Source organism: Salegentibacter echinorum (genome assembly GCF_900129445.1).
Classification (GTDB): domain Bacteria; phylum Bacteroidota; class Bacteroidia; order Flavobacteriales; family Flavobacteriaceae; genus Salegentibacter; species Salegentibacter echinorum.
This window is the reverse complement of the sequence record NZ_FQVT01000017.1, coordinates 44,378-60,688: the sequence shown is the minus strand read 5'-3', so window position 1 is coordinate 60,688 and position 16,311 is coordinate 44,378. Positions and strand designations below refer to the sequence as shown.

The 16,311-nt window shown below is 38.9% G+C and carries 15 protein-coding genes; 2 read left to right on the top strand and 13 right to left on the bottom strand.

The features are described from left to right. Positions 1-442 precede the first annotated feature (442 nt). Together BUA71_RS15525 and BUA71_RS15520 are read left to right on the top strand one after the other, a co-directional pair. Positions 443-3,892, top strand: a complete 3,450-nt coding sequence (locus tag BUA71_RS15525) for a pyruvate carboxylase (protein ID WP_072881401.1) — start codon at positions 443-445, stop codon at positions 3,890-3,892. 122 nt (positions 3,893-4,014) lie between these two features. Beyond that, positions 4,015-4,674 (top strand): uracil-DNA glycosylase family protein, encoded by a 660-nt coding sequence (locus BUA71_RS15520; RefSeq protein ID WP_072881400.1) that lies wholly within the window; start codon positions 4,015-4,017, stop codon positions 4,672-4,674. Positions 4,675-4,900: 226 nt separating this feature from the next. Here BUA71_RS15520 and BUA71_RS15515 read toward each other — a convergent pair whose 3' ends face one another. From BUA71_RS15515 to BUA71_RS15460, 13 genes are all read right to left on the bottom strand, one after another. After that, on the bottom strand, positions 4,901-5,035 hold the full coding sequence (locus BUA71_RS15515) for a 30S ribosomal protein THX (RefSeq protein ID WP_072881399.1): 135 nt from the start codon (positions 5,033-5,035) through the stop codon (positions 4,901-4,903). A 2-nt stretch (positions 5,036-5,037) separates the two neighbouring features. Next, a complete protein-coding gene (locus BUA71_RS17670; RefSeq protein ID WP_175545974.1) occupies positions 5,038-5,181 on the bottom strand; it encodes a hypothetical protein in 144 nt (47 codons plus the stop codon). 84 nt (positions 5,182-5,265) lie between these two features. Further along, entirely contained in the window at positions 5,266-6,027 is a 762-nt protein-coding gene (gene trpA / locus BUA71_RS15510) for a tryptophan synthase subunit alpha (RefSeq protein ID WP_072881398.1), read from the bottom strand. 219 nt (positions 6,028-6,246) lie between these two features. Further along, the gene (gene trpB, locus BUA71_RS15505) at positions 6,247-7,428 is read right to left on the bottom strand and encodes a tryptophan synthase subunit beta (RefSeq protein WP_072881397.1); all 1,182 of its coding nucleotides are present in this window, start codon (positions 7,426-7,428) and stop codon (positions 6,247-6,249) included. A 67-nt stretch (positions 7,429-7,495) separates the two neighbouring features. Beyond that, complete coding sequence (locus tag BUA71_RS15500; protein ID WP_072881396.1) at positions 7,496-8,143, bottom strand: phosphoribosylanthranilate isomerase; 648 nt, start codon at positions 8,141-8,143, stop codon at positions 7,496-7,498. 49 nt (positions 8,144-8,192) lie between these two features. Beyond that, a complete protein-coding gene (locus BUA71_RS15495; RefSeq protein WP_072881395.1) occupies positions 8,193-9,173 on the bottom strand; it encodes an IS110 family RNA-guided transposase in 981 nt (326 codons plus the stop codon). A 282-nt stretch (positions 9,174-9,455) separates the two neighbouring features. Further along, on the bottom strand, positions 9,456-10,247 hold the full coding sequence (gene trpC / locus BUA71_RS15490; protein WP_072881393.1) for an indole-3-glycerol phosphate synthase TrpC: 792 nt from the start codon (positions 10,245-10,247) through the stop codon (positions 9,456-9,458). 305 nt (positions 10,248-10,552) lie between these two features. After that, positions 10,553-11,545: an anthranilate phosphoribosyltransferase gene (gene trpD / locus BUA71_RS15485; RefSeq protein WP_072881391.1), complete on the bottom strand. Its 993-nt coding sequence runs from the start codon at positions 11,543-11,545 to the stop codon at positions 10,553-10,555. 57 nt (positions 11,546-11,602) lie between these two features. Beyond that, on the bottom strand, positions 11,603-12,253 hold the full coding sequence (locus BUA71_RS15480) for an anthranilate synthase component II (RefSeq protein WP_072881389.1): 651 nt from the start codon (positions 12,251-12,253) through the stop codon (positions 11,603-11,605). Between the two features lie 58 nt (positions 12,254-12,311). After that, positions 12,312-13,706 (bottom strand): anthranilate synthase component I family protein, encoded by a 1,395-nt coding sequence (locus tag BUA71_RS15475; RefSeq protein WP_072881386.1) that lies wholly within the window; start codon positions 13,704-13,706, stop codon positions 12,312-12,314. A gap of 469 nt (positions 13,707-14,175) precedes the next feature. Further along, the gene (locus tag BUA71_RS15470) at positions 14,176-14,754 is read right to left on the bottom strand and encodes a YceI family protein (RefSeq protein WP_072881384.1); all 579 of its coding nucleotides are present in this window, start codon (positions 14,752-14,754) and stop codon (positions 14,176-14,178) included. A gap of 19 nt (positions 14,755-14,773) precedes the next feature. Beyond that, positions 14,774-15,406 carry an NAD(P)H-dependent oxidoreductase gene (locus tag BUA71_RS15465; protein WP_072881382.1) on the bottom strand — a complete coding sequence of 211 codons (633 nt, stop codon included), beginning with the start codon at positions 15,404-15,406 and terminating at the stop codon, positions 14,774-14,776. After that, a complete protein-coding gene (locus BUA71_RS15460) occupies positions 15,407-15,856 on the bottom strand; it encodes a MarR family winged helix-turn-helix transcriptional regulator (RefSeq protein ID WP_072881405.1) in 450 nt (149 codons plus the stop codon). Between the last annotated feature and the right edge of the window lie 455 nt (positions 15,857-16,311).

Genomic DNA, 16,311 nt, shown 5'->3' with positions numbered 1-16,311 from the left:
AAGACGGTTACAAATGGCCGCTTTTGATTTGTACCGTAAGTTTACGTCAATATTGCCGTTTTTCAAATTTTTTGTAGTGGGTCTCGCAATGACAAACGACCTGATAACCATAACCGAAAACCCACAACTGATAACTCACAACCGATAACTGTTACCCAGTTTGCAGTTGCAGTATTCAGTTGGCAGTTGCAGTGAGCAGAACCCCAAACAACAAACCCCAAACCACAAACGAAAAAAGAGATTGCCGCGCTCCTTCGTCGCTCGCAATGACAAACGACCTGATAACGCACAACTGAAAACTCACAACCGATAACTCACAACAGATAACCGACAACCAAAACCCGATTTTAATTAAATTTTAGCATAAAAATCAGCTGTAATAATCATTGTTTTTATAGTTTAACGGTCTTAGTAAATCAACAACCAACTAAACCAACAAGCAATGAAGATTCAAAAAGTACTGGTAGCCAATCGTGGGGAGATCGCAATACGAATATTTAGGGCCTGCACCGAAATTGGAATTGATACCGTAGGTGTTTATACCTTTGAAGACCGTTATTCCCTGCACCGCTATAAAGCCGATGAATCTTACCAAATTGGTCCCGATAAAGAACCGCTAAAACCTTACCTCGATATTGAAGCTATTATTAAAGTGGCTAAAGATGTAGGTGCCGATGCTATTCACCCAGGTTATGGTTTTCTCTCTGAAAATGCCAGCTTTGCCGAAGCATGTGCCGCTCACGATATTATTTTTATTGGTCCCGATGTTTCGGTGTTAAAAAACCTGGGCGATAAAGTGACTGCTAAAACGGTGGCAGTAAAGAATAAGGTGCCGGTAATTGAAAGTAATGAAAAGGAACTGGAAACGCTCGAAATTGCAATTGAGGAGGCCAATCGTATTGGTTATCCCATTATGCTTAAAGCTGCCAGCGGTGGTGGTGGCCGCGGGATGCGGGTGTTGCGGAAAGAGGAAGAGCTAAAAAAAGCTTTTTCAGAATCCAAAAGGGAAGCTTTAAATGCTTTTGGCGACGATACTGTTTTTATTGAAAAGTTTATAGAAAACCCCAAACATATTGAGATTCAAATTGTGGGAGATCAGCACGGGAATATGGTACACCTCTTCGAACGGGACTGCTCGGTGCAACGTCGCTACCAAAAAGTAATCGAGTTTGCGCCTTCCCACAACCTGGATAATACCATAAAAGAAAAGCTTTACGAATATGCCTTGAATATATGTAAAGCAGTGAATTATAATAATATTGGTACGGTAGAATTTCTGGTAGATCAGGATGGCAGCATTTACTTTATTGAGGTAAACCCCAGGATTCAGGTAGAACACACGGTGACCGAAGTGATTACCGGCATAGACCTGGTAAAAGCACAGCTTTTTATCGCCGGCGGCTATAAGTTGAGCGACGAACAAATTAAGATTAAAAGTCAGGAGGCTTTGAGTATTAACGGTTTTGCCCTGCAATGCCGAATTACCACCGAAGATCCCGCCAATGACTTTCAGCCAGATTACGGTACGATTACTACTTATAGAAGTGCTTCGGGGTTTGGGATTAGGTTAGATGCCGGGAGTTTGTATCAGGGGGTAACCGTTTCCCCGTTTTTTGATTCTATGTTGGTAAAAGTTTCAGCCAGCGGAAGGACTTTGGATGGCGCCTGCCGAAAAATGCAACGTGCCCTGGCCGAATTCAGGATTAGAGGTGTAAAAACCAATATTCCCTTTGTAAATAATATTTTGGATCATCCAAAATTTCGGGATGGTAGTGTGACCGTGAATTTTATCGCCAACAACCCTGAACTTTTTAAGCTGAAGGAAACCCGAAACCGCGCCACCAGGATGGTAGAGTTTTTAGGTGATGTGATTGTGAATGGCAACCCCGATGTAAAAGAGGTTAAAGAAAAACCAAACCTGATTAAAGCTGAAGTTCCTGCTTTTGATGCCAATGCAGCTTATCCTAAAGGAACCAAAGATCTACTAACAGAACTGGGGCCGGAGAAATTTGCCGGGTGGTTGAAGAATGAAAAAAAGATTCATTTTACCGATACTACCTTTAGGGACGCGCACCAAAGTTTGCTGGCTACGCGTATGCGAAGTAAGGATATGCTAAAAGTGGCTGAAGCTTATGCCAAAAACAATCCCGAAACCTTTAGTATGGAAGTTTGGGGTGGCGCTACTTTTGATGTTTGCTTGCGGTTTTTAAAAGAAAATCCCTGGGAGCGCTTGCAATTACTGCGGAAGGCGATTCCCAATATCTTATTACAAATGTTGATGCGGGGTTCTAATGGTGTAGGCTACACCGCGTATCCCGATAATTTAATCGAAAAATTTGTGACTGAAGCCTGGGAAAATGGGGTAGATGTGTTCAGGATTTTTGATTCCCTAAACTGGATGGAATCTATAGCACCTTCAATAGAATACGTTAGGAAAAACACTTCGGGACTTGCTGAAGCTTCTATTTGTTATACCGGAGATTTGCTTGATAAAGGCAGTAAATACAATCTTAACTATTACCTTCAGCTGGCAAAAGATATAGAAAATGCCGGGGCGCATATTTTGGCGATTAAAGATATGGCCGGTTTGCTAAAACCCGCCGCTGCTACCGAGCTTATTTCCGCATTAAAATCTGAAATCAACTTACCGGTGCATTTGCATACCCACGATACTTCGTCCATACAATCGGCTACCTATCTAAAGGCTATCGAAGCCGGGGTAGATGTGGTAGATGTGGCATTAGCTGGGCTTTCGGGACTTACCTCGCAGCCTAATTTTAATTCCCTGGTAGAAATGACAAAATCTGGCGAGCGACAAGCCAATTTTAATATGGAAAAACTCAATGAACATTCGCATTACTGGGAAGCCGTAAGAAAATATTATTTCCCTTTTGAAAGCGGACTTAAAGCGGGAGCGGCCGATGTTTATAAACACGAAATTCCCGGCGGGCAGTATTCCAATTTAAAACCACAGGCAGAGTCTCTAGGCCTGGCATCCAGGTTTCACGAGATTACCGCGATGTATTCTAAGGTAAACAAGCTGTTTGGCGATATCATTAAGGTAACGCCCAGCAGTAAGGTGGTTGGCGATATGGCGCAATACCTGGTGAGTAATAATTTAAGCATAGAAGATGTGATGGAGAAAGGGGAAAGCCTTTCCTTTCCGCAGTCGGTTAAAAATTTCTTTAAAGGAGACCTGGGTCAGCCGTACGGCGGATTCCCAAAAGATATCCAAAAAATAATCCTGAAAGGAGAAAAACCTTATACCGATAGACCCAATGCACATTTAGAACCTATAGATTTTGAAAAGGAATTTAAAGAGTTCAAGGATACTTTTAGTGAAGGTATGGGGCGAAAATTGGAAATGACAGATTTCCTTTCCTATAAATTATATCCAAAAGTTTTTACTGAATATTTTAACCACTATAAAAAGTTCGGGGAAGTGATGAACATCCCAACTTCCAATTTTTTCTACGGAATGCGTCCCGGAGAGGAGATTACCGTTGAAATGGATAAAGGAAAAATGCTACTCATTGAATTTCTATCGGTAGGAACTGCTGATGAAGATGGGATGGTAGATGCCTTTTTTAAAGTAAACGGACAAACCAGGATTGTGAAAATTCAGGATAAATCTGTGGAGGTGGAAAAAGTGGTACACCAAAAAGTAGATAAATCTAACGAAAAAGAAATAGCCGCACCTATACAGGGTTCACTTTCTTCAATATTGGTAGAAAAAGGACAGAAAGTTGATAAAAATGAGCCTTTATTTGTAATTGAAGCCATGAAAATGGAAACCACCATCACCGCCAATAAAGCGGGAGAAATAGATGCAATTATTCACAAAGAAGGCACCATGGTTTTCGCCGACGACCTGGTTATTAAACTCAAATAAAATTTAACCACCAATTCACGAATAAATTATTCAGGATATTCGTGAATTGGGTTCCTTTTTTTATTTTAACCCATAACCCATAACCCATAACCCATAACCCATAACCCATAACCCGAACTACTATTTTCCATCACAAACATCCATATCCGCCCTATATTCCAAAGAATGCTACGAAACTTATCGTGGGAACATTACCACCGCCCCGGTTTACCCAGCGGGAATTTAAACCCGGCGATGTTGACTTTTGCTACGGTAGCAGGGACGGACTTTTATGGATTATTTTAGACAAGATCTTCAACTTAAATTTAAAATTTGAAAACACGCCGGAAGCCATATCCCAAAGAAAAGCATTTCTCGAAAAAAGAGGAATAGGAGTCTGTGATATGGTAGCCAGTAGTAAGCGGGAAAAAATTGACGCTTCAGATTTAGGAATTCAGGAACCCGAACTACGTGATCTTATTGGAATTCTTAGAGAACATAAGAAGATTGATACCCTGCTTTTTACCGGTGGAAATTCTAAAAATGGCCCCGAATATTTCTTCCGAAGACATTTAAAAAACAGGGATGAGGATATTAAAATGAAAATAATTTCTAATGATGTTCCCAGGGTACATCAATTTGTACTGGACGGCCGACTCATAAAAACGGTTAGTTTAACTGCACCTTCCGGTTCTGCAAACCGGGCTGTGGGCAGTATGGCACTCTACAAAGAAATGAAGCAAAAAGATAAGGATTTCAATACCATAGATTTTAGGGTGCTGCAATATAAGGAGTGGTTTTGAAAAATGCTGCTCATCTTGTCATTGCGAGCGGAGGGAAACGAAGCGCGGCAATCTTATATTATGTATAAAGATAGGTGTTTCAGAAAGCCTGGAATTGCTCTAATCAATTGTTCTCGATATAAGTTTTCTTCTGCCAGCTATATAAAATTCACTATCAAACAAAAAACCCTAAACCTAAAAGCCTAAGCTTTTAAATTCAGGGTTTCAAGACGTAGTCAACCTATAACTACTCTAAGTCTTTTTTGTCTTGCTGTGCCATAGTGGTTGGTTTTACTTTAAATTTCTTACGCCGGGGGCGTAATTTTCCGTGTGAACCAATGGCTATTTTTCCTCGTTTCGTCTTTTTGTCTCCGCGTCCCATAGTTACTTTTTATTCTGTTGGTCTTTCACTGTTTCTTCATCAAAATCTACCTCATTATTCTGTCTGTCGGTTTTTCCCGTAGGATTGGTAGGATTTTTCTGTTTCTCACTTCTTTCTCTTTTATTATCTTCAATTGGACCTCCCATAATATGTGTATTTTAGAATTTAAACTGAAGATAATATTTAATCATCAAAAAACGTATTAAGACTCTGTTAGAATATCGTTAAAGCTAGCGAATACTTTTAATGAAATCCCCAATCCCCGCTTTTCCGTGTTTATTGAGCGTCTTGATAAATGCAGAACCAATAATAGCGCCTTTAGTATATTGTGTCGCCTGGATAAAACTTTCTTTATCGCTAATTCCAAACCCAACAATCAGCTTGTTTTTAAGCTGCATTTCCTTAACCCGTTTAAAATAATTTCTGGTTTCTTCGTTAAATCCAGATGTAGAACCGGTTACACTGGCAGTACTCACCATATAAATAAATCCGTTGGAGACCGAGTCTATAAACCGAATTCGTTCTTCAGAGGTTTGCGGCGTAATTAAAAATATATTCCGGAGCCCGTATTTTTCAAAAATAGCTTTATACTTTTTGCTGTAAACATCAACCGGGAGGTCTGGAATAATAAGTCCGTCAATACCTGTATCTGCGCATTTCTTACAAAACTTTTCCACTCCATATTGTAACATAGGATTAAAATATCCCATAATGATTAGCGGAATTTCCACGGAATTTCTAATATCTTTTAATTGTTCAAAAAGTTTATTGCTGGTCATCCCGCTTTGCAGGGCCTTGGTAGAACTCTGCTGAATGGTAGGACCATCGGCCAGCGGATCACTAAAAGGCAAGCCGATTTCTAAAAAATCGACGCCATTTTTCTCTAATTCCTGAATAATTGGTAGAGTATCTTCAAGTTCAGGATAACCCGCCGTACAGTAAATAGACAGCAATTTATGGTCTTCCTGAAGTTTTTTATTTATTCTGTTCATTGTCTCATTCTTTGAGATCTCACAGGTTTTCAAAACCTGTGAGGTCTAATTGTCATTCTAAATCTATTGCAGAACCTATTCTGCTTACAATTTTTCGCCACGAATACACTAATATTTTCTATTTTCTCAATGATAGCACAGTGCCCGTTACAATCTTTTTAAATAAACTCACTAGTAGTTTTACAACTGAATAATTCCCCCCTTGGGAGCCAGAGGCTTTTATAAATCAAAATAATCAATATAAGTGCTCAAATCCTTATCGCCTCGCCCAGAAAGGTTTACCACCACGATATCCTCTTTTTTGAATTTTCGCTGCTCAAAAATAGCGAGGGCATGCGAGCTTTCAATAGCTGGGATTATTCCTTCCAGTTTTGCCAATTCTAATCCCGCATCCATCGCGGCTTTATCGGTTATTGAGATAAACTCACCTCTCCCGCTGGTAAAGAGGTTAGCATGCATAGGGCCAACGCCGGGATAATCAAGGCCGGCAGAAATGGAATAGGGTTCGGTAATCTGGCCGTCTTGCGTTTGCATCAATAAGGTCTTACTACCGTGAATAATCCCCTCATTTCCCAGTGCCGAAGTAGCGGCAGATTCCCCGCTGGAAATGCCTTTTCCGGCTGCTTCCACAGCGATAATTCCAACTTCAGGTTTATCTAAATAATGATAATAAGCTCCGGCTGCGTTGCTTCCGCCACCAACACAGGCCACTACATAATCTGGGTTCTCCCTGTTTTCCTTCTCCTGTAATTGCGCTTTAATCTCTTCAGAAATTACCGCTTGAAAACGTGCAACCATATCGGGATAGGGGTGAGGACCAACCACCGAGCCAATGATATAATGAGTGTCCAGCGGATTGTTTATCCAGTCCCTAATCGCTTCATTGGTAGCATCCTTAAGCGTTCGGCTGCCCGATTTTGCCGGAATAACTTCTGCGCCAAGCATTTTCATCCTGGCTACGTTTGGTGCCTGTCGCTCAATATCGATCTCGCCCATATAAACGATACATTTTATTCCCATAAGCGCGCAAACTGTAGCCGTAGCCACGCCGTGCTGGCCGGCACCGGTTTCGGCGATAATGCGGTCTTTGCCCAGGCGTTTTGCCATTAAAATTTGGCCTACGGTATTATTCACTTTATGGGCGCCGGTATGGCAAAGGTCTTCCCGCTTTAAATATACTTTAGTGCCATACTTTTTGCTAAATCTTTCTGCGTAATAAAGCGGGGTAGGACGTCCCACATAATCCCGCAATAGCGCCTTAAATTCTTTCTGAAAAGAATCCTCTTTCATAATATCAAGGTATTGCGACCGCAATTCCTCTACGTTGGGATATAACATTTCAGGAATAAAAGCACCGCCAAATTCCCCGTAATATCCTTTTTCATTAACCTGATAACTCATTTTATCTGTATTTTATAATACCTGAAAGGTCTTAAATCCTCGCAGTATTTTTCACAATTTTTAACCTCTAACCTCTAACCTCTAACTTTTTCAATTTCCCCACATTTTTCAGCCCCGGTTTATCTTCAAATTTACTGTTCACATCTATCGCATACAGCACATCTTCTTTTCCTTTTGCGCGAAAATGTTCCTGCAATTCCTTTACTGCGCTTAGCTGTTCCAAACCAATTCCGCCGCTTAGAAAAAATGGTTTTTCTGAAGGGTATTCTTTTAAGATCTCCCAATTGAAAACAGTACCATTGCCACCTTTATTTTTTCCTTTGGTGTCGAAGAGAAAATAATCGACCACGGCTTCATAAGCTTTTATATCTTTAAAGTCAAAATCTTCGCCTATCGAAAAAACTTTAATAAGTTCGATCTTCACTTCCCTGAGTAAAATATTGAGTTCACCACAAAACTCGGGGCTCTCATTTCCGTGCAATTGAAGGGCTTTTAGATCGTATTTTCTAATCTTTTTTAAGATGTCGTCTATTTTAGCGTTGACAAACACCCCGGTTTTTTTTACTGCGGAAGGAATTTGCGGCATCTCAGCATCAAAATTTCTGGGCGTTTTATCATAAAAAATAAAACCCATATAATCTGGCTGAAGCTCTGCCACTTCCAGAATATTATCTGCTTCCTTCATACCGCAGATTTTTAATTTTAATTCTTTCATTAGTTATATTTTTTTGTCCTGCTGAGCATTCTAAGATATAAACAAATATTTAAGCAGCTAATTTCACAAAAGGTTCATCTCTTTTTACAACGGCAAATATTCTTAGCACGAGTTTATTGGCAACTGCATTGATTACGCTCATATGATGCTTTCCTTCTTTGATCTTTCGATTATAGTACGTTTTTAATTGAGGATCATGTTGAATTGCAGAAATAGCTCTTTTGGTCAACACGGCTTTTAAGGATTTGTCTCTTAAAAAATGCGTTTTTGTTCTACCTTTTATGCTAGTGCCGGACTGGTATGGGAAAGGTGCTAGGCCACAATGACAGCTGAATTTTCTAGGATCATCGAATTTGAGAAAATTATCTGTTTCTGCTATACATTTTATGGCAATGACCGGACCTACGCCAATAACCGCAGTCATCTTCTTGTAGCTACTTTTTAATTCCTGGTCGGCTTCAATGATTTTTTGCATTTCATTTTCAATGTTTCTAATGCTTTTTTGAATGGATTTATACTGTTTCTTTTCTTCTTTGATCAACACTTTAACATCAATGGATTGGTTTAGGATCTCATTGGCCTTCAAGCTGTTTTGAACCTGCACAGACATCTTTACGTAGCGCTCTCTCGCTGTAATAAGTGCTTTGAGCCTACCAAGGTTTTCTTTAGGCAGCTGATATGGCTCTAGCTTGTGTTTGTTTGTAATGGCGTATTCTGCAATGCGATAAGCATCTTTTGCATCACTTTTACCCCTATCGATACCCAGTGACTTTTTAAGTTCTAAAGGGTTGATCAAATAGAAAACGTAACCGTTTTTATGGAGACAATTGATCAAGGTCGCACCGTAATGACCAGTATGTTCCAAAGCAAATACAGTATTTTTCTGGTCATGACTTTTGAGCCACTTTTCAATGGCCTTTTTCTCATTGTCCAATACGCCCCTGGTAATTACCTCAACTTTTTCTGTACTCAAGGAGCAATAGTCCAAAGTGTCTTTTGAAATGTCGATGCCTGAAATTAAATTTTTCATAACTTTGAATTAGCTATTAAAACCTGAATAACCAATAGGTTTGTGTACTAACGCTATTAATAAGCCTTTAAGCTTGACATTCTAAATGGTACCAAAACCTAAGAGGAGCAAGGACTGATGCTCAGCATAAATCTAATAGTTTAAGAGTCGAAATAGTTCACCTTACTCCTCTGGTTTTTCAGAAATTTAATATGATTAAACTTCTTGTAAATATAGAATGCTAATCTAATAGCCTGTCGAAGCACTTTGATAAACTTAGTAAAGGCCTTTGTAATCAACATCTTATACCTTAATCTCTAATTTCTTTACAAAACTCATTGCAGACTCGCCGGGATTATCGGTTTTCATAAAATTCTCTCCAATTAAAAAACCTTTATAGCCAAATTCTTTGAGCTCTTTTATAGCTTCAACCGAACTAATACCGCTTTCAGAAACTTTTACAAATTCTGAAGGGATTTTTTCTGAAAGTTTTTTACTTACTTCGGTACTCACTTCAAAAGTCTTCAAATTGCGATTATTAACCCCAAGCATATCTAAGCTGGGCATAATCGATTTTTCTAATTCTGCTTCGTTATGAACTTCCAGCAACACTTCCAATCCCAGGTTTTTTGCAAATTCTGAAAGCGTTTTTATCTGTTCCCTATCTAAAACTGCGGCGATCAACAGGATTACATCGGCACCGTTGGCTTTGGCTTCCAGGATTTGATATTCGTCAATAACAAACTCTTTTCTTAAAAGTGGCATCTTTACGGCAGCCCTGGCATATAAGAGATCGTCTAAAGAACCTCCAAAATATTTACCATCGGTTAGCACAGACATTCCGCAAATACCGGCATTTTCATAACCCTCTGCAACATCCTGTACATTCAAGCCTTGATTAATAATCGATTTGGAAGGGGAGCGTCTTTTATGCTCGGCTATAATCCCGGTATTGCTGACTTTTAATTTTTGCGCGAGGGAAACATTTTCCCGCTCAAATAAAGCAGCTTGTTCTAACTGCGAAACGGGAACCACCAGTTTTTTTAATACCAGTTCCTTGTGCTTATCGGCTATTATTTTATCTAAAATGTTCATGTTTTCAGTTATCTGTTGTCAGTTGTCGGTTGTCGGTTGTGGGTTGCCTGCTGCATACTGCGACTGCTCACTGGTTTTTGTCATTGCGAGCGACGCAGGAGCACGGCAATCTTTTGTTGTTTATTGCTTCAACTTTTAAACCTCAAACCTCCTGTCATTTTTTTTATTTATATATAGATATAAATTCTGAGTTAGAAAGTTCGAGAACAAGGCTTGCGAAATTTTGAAAATCAAGGAATTTACTAATGTAAGTGACTGTTTTCAAAATTAGCGTAACGCAGTTATCGGACTTTATAACCAGACATTTACTTACTTAATTGCTGTAACTTTTTCAGCGCCTGCAAAGCCTTCCCCGAAGCTATAGATTCTTTGGCAGCTTCAAAACCTTCCCGGGGACTTAGGTTTTTTGCGGTGGCGATAGCCATACCCGCATTGGCGCACACCACATTTTGTTGGGCTTTAGTGCCTTCTCCTTTTAAAATATTCTGAAATATTTTAGCAGAACTTGCTATAGATCCGCCGCCGGCAATCTCTTCTTCATTTAAGCGGGCTACGCCAAAATCCTCCGGACTTACCATGCCTTCAGAATTATTGGAAATAGTCTTGGTGGCTCCCGTAAGGGAAATTTCATCATAACCGTCTAAAGCGTGCAAAATGGTAAAATTTTTATCGGTGTTTTGATAAAGATAACCATACATCCTGGCAAGCTCCAAATTAAAAACACCTACTAATTGATTTTGCGGAAAAGCGGGATTAACCATAGGTCCCAACATATTAAAAAAGGTTTTTACAGCCAGGGATTTCCTAATAGGAGCCACATTTTTCATCGCGGGGTGAAATAGGGGAGCGTGTAATACACAAATCCCAGCTTTTTCGATACATTTTTCTAAAAATGCAGGGTCGTTGCTAAACTTTATTCCCAGGCTTTCCATAACGTTAGAACTTCCACTTACTGAAGAAACGCCATAATTTCCGTGTTTTGCCACGTGAATTCCGGCTCCTGCCGTTACAAAAGAGGAGGTCGTGGAAATATTGAACGTATTCTTGCCGTCACCGCCGGTGCCACATAAATCTATAGGATCGTAAGCTTTTAAATCTACGGCCACGCAAAGCTCTAAAAGCGCATCCCGAAAGCCCTCCAACTCTGCAATGGTAATACTGCGCATCATATAAACAGTGAGAAAAGCGGCGATTTGGCTTTCGTTATATTCGCCATTCGAAATACTGAATAAAGCCTGTTTGGCTTCATCTTTAGAGATGGTCTCGTGATTAATTAATCTGTTTAAAAGTTCTTTCATAGTATGAGCTTCCCTTAACTTCCTCTAAGAAGGAGAACAAATGGGAGTTTTTTTTATTTATAATTTTTTATTATTTCCTTCCCTTCGCGCTGGGCTCGGGCTTTTCACCCAGTTCTGGATCATTTTTTTGCCTTCTGGCGTTAGAACCGATTCGGGATGAAACTGCACCCCGCGTACATCATACTCTCTGTGGCGAAGCGACATAATTTGTCCATTTTCATCGTAGGAAGTGGCCTCCAGGCAATCTGGCAATTCTTTGAGGACAATCCAGGAATGGTAACGGCCCACCTGCATTTGTTTAGGCAGGTCTTTGTATAAGGGTTCATCGGTCACAGAAAGTTCTATCTGATTTGCAATCCCGTGATAAACCGACTCTAGATTTCCCAGTTTTCCACCAAAAACCTCTCCAATAGCTTGTTGTCCCAGGCAAACGCCCAAAATACTTTTTGTAGCGGCATACTTTTCGATAATTTGTTTTAGTAATCCCGCTTCCTCCGGAATTCCCGGCCCCGGGGAAAGTAGAATTTTATCAAACTCTTCCACATCTTCCAGCTCTAACTGGTCGTTTCTTCTTACCGTTACTTCGCAGTCCATTTCTTCCAGGTAATGCACTAAATTATACACAAAAGAATCGTAATTATCTATTACCAGAATAGACCCACCCTGGCGCTCCCGGGGAGCATTTTTATTATCGTTATTGTTATCCATTTTTATAAATTTCCTTGTTCGTTTTTATCCACCTCCTTAGGAGGGGTTAGGGGAGGCCTTACACATCCTCTGCTAATTCCAGCGCTTTGGTAAGTGCACCCAATTTGTTATAAACCTCCTGTAGTTCATTTTCTTCTACAGATTCTGAAACTACACCAGCACCGGCCTGGTAGTGTAATTGGTGGTTTTTACTTACAAAAGACCTAATGATGATCGCGTGATTAAAGTTTCCGTTAAAATCCATAAAACCAATCGCACCACCGTAGGCATCCCGATTTACATTTTCATATTTCTCAATAAGTTTCATTGCGCTGTGCTTTGGCGCACCACTTAAGGTTCCCGCAGGAAAAGTATCGGCCACGACTTGCATGGTTGGTGTGTCTGGATTTTTAATGCCGGTTACTTTACTTACCAGGTGAATCACGTGGGAGAAAAATTGTATTTCACGGTAGTTTTCCACTTTTACATTATTTCCATGGCGGCTTAGGTCATTTCTGGCGAGATCTACCAACATCACGTGTTCCGCATTTTCTTTCTCGTCTGCGGCTAATTTTCTGGCTAATTCAGCATCTTCCTCATCGTTTCCGGTACGTTTAAAAGTGCCGGCGATAGGATGAATTTCAGCCCGGCCATCCTGCACTACAAGTTGCGCTTCAGGAGAGCTACCAAATATTTTAAAGTTTCCATAGTCGAAATAAAAGAGGTAGGGGGAGGGGTTTACACTGCGCAGCGCCCTATAAACGTTGAATTCATCTCCTTTAAATTTTTGCGAAAACCGGCGGGAAAGTACCATTTGAAAGACATCACCACGGTAGCAATGTTCTTTCCCGCGTTTTACGTTTTCTTTAAATTCACTATCTGTAAGGTTGGAGATTGGAGAATCCTGTCTTTCAAAGTTATAGGTGGCAAAGTTTTTAACTTTTATAAGTTGCTCAATTTCTTCAATTTTCGAATCGGTGTTATAACTATGATCAAAAATAAAAGCCTGATTGTTAAAATGGTTTATCGCTATAATATTTTGATAAACGGCGTAATACATATCGGGTAATTGTAGGTCGCCATTTCGTTTTTTGATCTCTAAATCTTCAAAATATCGAACTCCATCATATGCGATGTATCCAAAAAGCCCATTATTAATAAATTTGAAATCAGATTTTTCAGTTTTAAACTGTTTCGCAAATTCCTGAATTTTCTCTGGTACATTTACTTCCGAAGAAATTTTAGTGATATTTTCGGTAGCATCGGGAAAGGTTTCAATTATTTGTTCATTCTGAACTTTTATAGAAGCGATGGGATTACAGCATATATAGGAAAAGCTGTTATTATTGGCGCGGTAATCACTACTTTCCAACAGCAAACTGTTTGGATATTTATCTCGAACTTTTAGATAAACACTCACTGGGGTAAGTGTATCTGCCAATAATTTTTTATGCCTGGTTTTTAGTCGATACATAATTTATTTTTTGTCACTCTGGCGAAGCCAGGAGTTTTATTTTTTTATTTGAAATTTAGATACTGCTTTTACAGTTAGTTTTTAAATTTGGGCAAAAAAAAAGGCCTGTCGTGAGACAAGCCTTTCGTATTTTTATTTATACCATAGCAGTGTTACTTCACGACGTGTTGACGTAATTTTTCCACCACCAGTTATTTGCTATGCAATTTTTCATCTATAATTTTAAGCTCAATTTAGGAATGTGTCACCTGTGTATAATCAATTCCCTTTTCTATTCCTTTATCATCCAGCAGCATGCTGGTTTCATTGTGTCAAAGATAAAAAGCCTATTTAGAATTGCAAGCTAAATCTTTAAAAAATAAACCCGAAAAAGTGATTTTAACTTTTTCGGGTTTAAGAAAGTTTGTGCGATAAAGAATCTTTATTCTAAAAAAAGAGATTCCTCCAACGTCGGAATGACATCTCAATTTTAGAATTTCAACTCTACATCTAATTCAAAGTTATCGTAAATGGTTTTATCTCCCAGGTTATCAAAGAAACTCCCGGAACCATAACGCACGTCATATTTTGACCTGTCTATTACGATATCTGCTTCTGCTTCATTCTCCTCTACTTCCATATTGAAAGTCACGGGATTCGTTTTGCCTTTTATGGTAAGATCGCCTACTACACCATAGGTATTTCCGTTTTTCTTAGAGGCACTTTTAATCACCATTTTAGCGGTAGGATAATTCTTCACGCCAAAGAAATCATCAGATTTTAAATGTCCTTCTAATTTGCCTTTATTTTCACCGCTAAGATCGGTTACGGTAATGCTGGTCATATCTATCACAAACTCACCACCTTTAAGTTTACCATCTTCCATAATAAGAAAACCGTCTTTAAGGGCTATGGTTCCTTCGTGAAACCCGGTTACTTTTTCACCTTGCCAGGTTATTTCGCTTTGCTTTACTTTTACCTGTTTTTCTTTGATAGGATTTCCTGCAAAGGAGACCATTGAAAATACTACTACGAGTGCCATTAGGCTGTTAAATACATTCTTTTTCATAACATTTTTTATTTATAGTTTAAATTAAGTGAAATAATTCTTCTTTTTCTTTTCTTACTTTTTTAGCATGCTGTAATGCATCGTCTTTGCTGCGATATCCCGCCGAAGCGATAACCGCTGTGCTAAGATTGGTGCCGGTAATCCCCAGTACTTTGTCAATTTTTTCGGTATCAAAGCCTTCCATTGGGCAGGTGTCTATTTTTAAATTTGCTGCGGCCGATAGGAAATTTCCAAGAGCGAGATAAGCTTGTTTTTGTGCCCAGGCTTTTTGTTCATTCTTTGGCTCTTCTACAATATTTTTAATAAGCTTATCCTTTAAAGCGCCCAGGTCGCGAACCTGAATATCCCGAATATTACTGATGTTCTTAACATAGGAGTCTATATAAGCCTCATCTAAATGTTTTAATCCGACAAAAATAAAAATATGAGAGGCATCTGTAAATTGAGCCTGATTCCAACCTGCAAGCTTTAGTTTTTCTTTAGTCTTTTCATCTGAAACTACGAAAATTTCATAAGGCTGAAGCCCATAGGAAGAAGCAGAAAGCTGTAAACTTTTTAAGAGTTTCGCTATAATTTCTTCATTTAATTTTTTTGAAGGATCAAACTTTTTGGTTGCATAGCGCCAGTTTAAATTTTCAATATAATTTTCCATTTAATTTCTTATTTCATCGAGACCGTTAATTATTTGTTCTATTTCCTCACGGTTTAAATGTTTGATTAATTCGTTTTCAACCGCATCAACTTTGGGGTCTATTTTATCTAAAAGCTGGAGTCCGTTTTCGGTAATATTAATCTCCACTTTTCTGCGATTACTTTTGCAAATAATTCTTTTAGCCAGGTCTTTAGCGATCAACTTATCTACCAGGCGGGTGGTATTGCTCATTTTGCTCACCATACGTTCCTGAATGGTACTCAAATTTGCCGGTTTTCCTTTTTGCCCCCTTAAAATGCGCAACACATTAAATTGCTGAATGCTAAGATCAAACGGTTTTAAAGCTCCAGCTACCTTTTCTTCAATAAGCTGTGCTGTCACCAGAATGTTTAAACTAAGCTTTCTGGCGACAGGTAAGTTACTGGTATTTAAATGCTCTTCAATATTCATTTGTACTAACAACATTTGTAGGTACAAATATACTTTCTTTCTTTTCCCATTTTGCTAAAAAGATGTTAAATTTTTTATAAAAGCTTCCTTTAACTTTGTAGTTGTTGATGATGAAGGGTTTAAGGTCTTTTAGCAGTTCTAGAAGCAGATTTTATTTTAGATGGAGAATAGAAAATAGAAAAAAGAAATAAGAGGCGAGAATCAAGATCATTGTAAGTTGATCAAAGTTTAATCGTCATTATTCAAGAATCATTGTAAAAATAGTATTCGGAGGTTACTCTCAATATGTTCTGCTACAGGATGATAAACCTTAGTTATGGTGGAGCATGGAGAGTGATTATGTGAATATTTCGGTTTAAGATGAATAATACAAGACTGCTCCAAAGCTTTACTGTAAAGATATTTTGCTTATTAAGACCGTTTTACCATTTAATGAAGAATTGTCTTTAAATTAT

Excerpts from the sequence above, each read along its gene's own strand:
- BUA71_RS15460 (WP_072881405.1), bottom strand. The coding sequence starts at position 15,856 with ATGAATATTGAAGAGCATTTAAATACCAGTAACTTACCTGTCGCCAGA.
- BUA71_RS17670 (WP_175545974.1), bottom strand. The coding sequence starts at position 5,181 with ATGGGAGGTCCAATTGAAGATAATAAAAGAGAAAGAAGTGAGAAACAG.
- BUA71_RS15465 (WP_072881382.1), bottom strand. The coding sequence starts at position 15,406 with ATGGAAAATTATATTGAAAATTTAAACTGGCGCTATGCAACCAAAAAG.
- trpC (WP_072881393.1), bottom strand. The coding sequence starts at position 10,247 with ATGAACATTTTAGATAAAATAATAGCCGATAAGCACAAGGAACTGGTA.
- BUA71_RS15480 (WP_072881389.1), bottom strand. The coding sequence starts at position 12,253 with ATGGATAACAATAACGATAATAAAAATGCTCCCCGGGAGCGCCAGGGT.
- trpB (WP_072881397.1), bottom strand. The coding sequence starts at position 7,428 with ATGAGTTATCAGGTTAATGAAAAAGGATATTACGGGGAATTTGGCGGT.
- trpA (WP_072881398.1), bottom strand. The coding sequence starts at position 6,027 with ATGAACAGAATAAATAAAAAACTTCAGGAAGACCATAAATTGCTGTCT.
- BUA71_RS15525 (WP_072881401.1), top strand. The coding sequence starts at position 443 with ATGAAGATTCAAAAAGTACTGGTAGCCAATCGTGGGGAGATCGCAATA.
- BUA71_RS15515 (WP_072881399.1), bottom strand. The coding sequence starts at position 5,035 with ATGGGACGCGGAGACAAAAAGACGAAACGAGGAAAAATAGCCATTGGT.
- BUA71_RS15470 (WP_072881384.1), bottom strand. The coding sequence starts at position 14,754 with ATGAAAAAGAATGTATTTAACAGCCTAATGGCACTCGTAGTAGTATTT.
- BUA71_RS15475 (WP_072881386.1), bottom strand. The coding sequence starts at position 13,706 with ATGTATCGACTAAAAACCAGGCATAAAAAATTATTGGCAGATACACTT.
- BUA71_RS15495 (WP_072881395.1), bottom strand. The coding sequence starts at position 9,173 with ATGAAAAATTTAATTTCAGGCATCGACATTTCAAAAGACACTTTGGAC.
- BUA71_RS15500 (WP_072881396.1), bottom strand. The coding sequence starts at position 8,143 with ATGAAAGAATTAAAATTAAAAATCTGCGGTATGAAGGAAGCAGATAAT.
- trpD (WP_072881391.1), bottom strand. The coding sequence starts at position 11,545 with ATGAAAGAACTTTTAAACAGATTAATTAATCACGAGACCATCTCTAAA.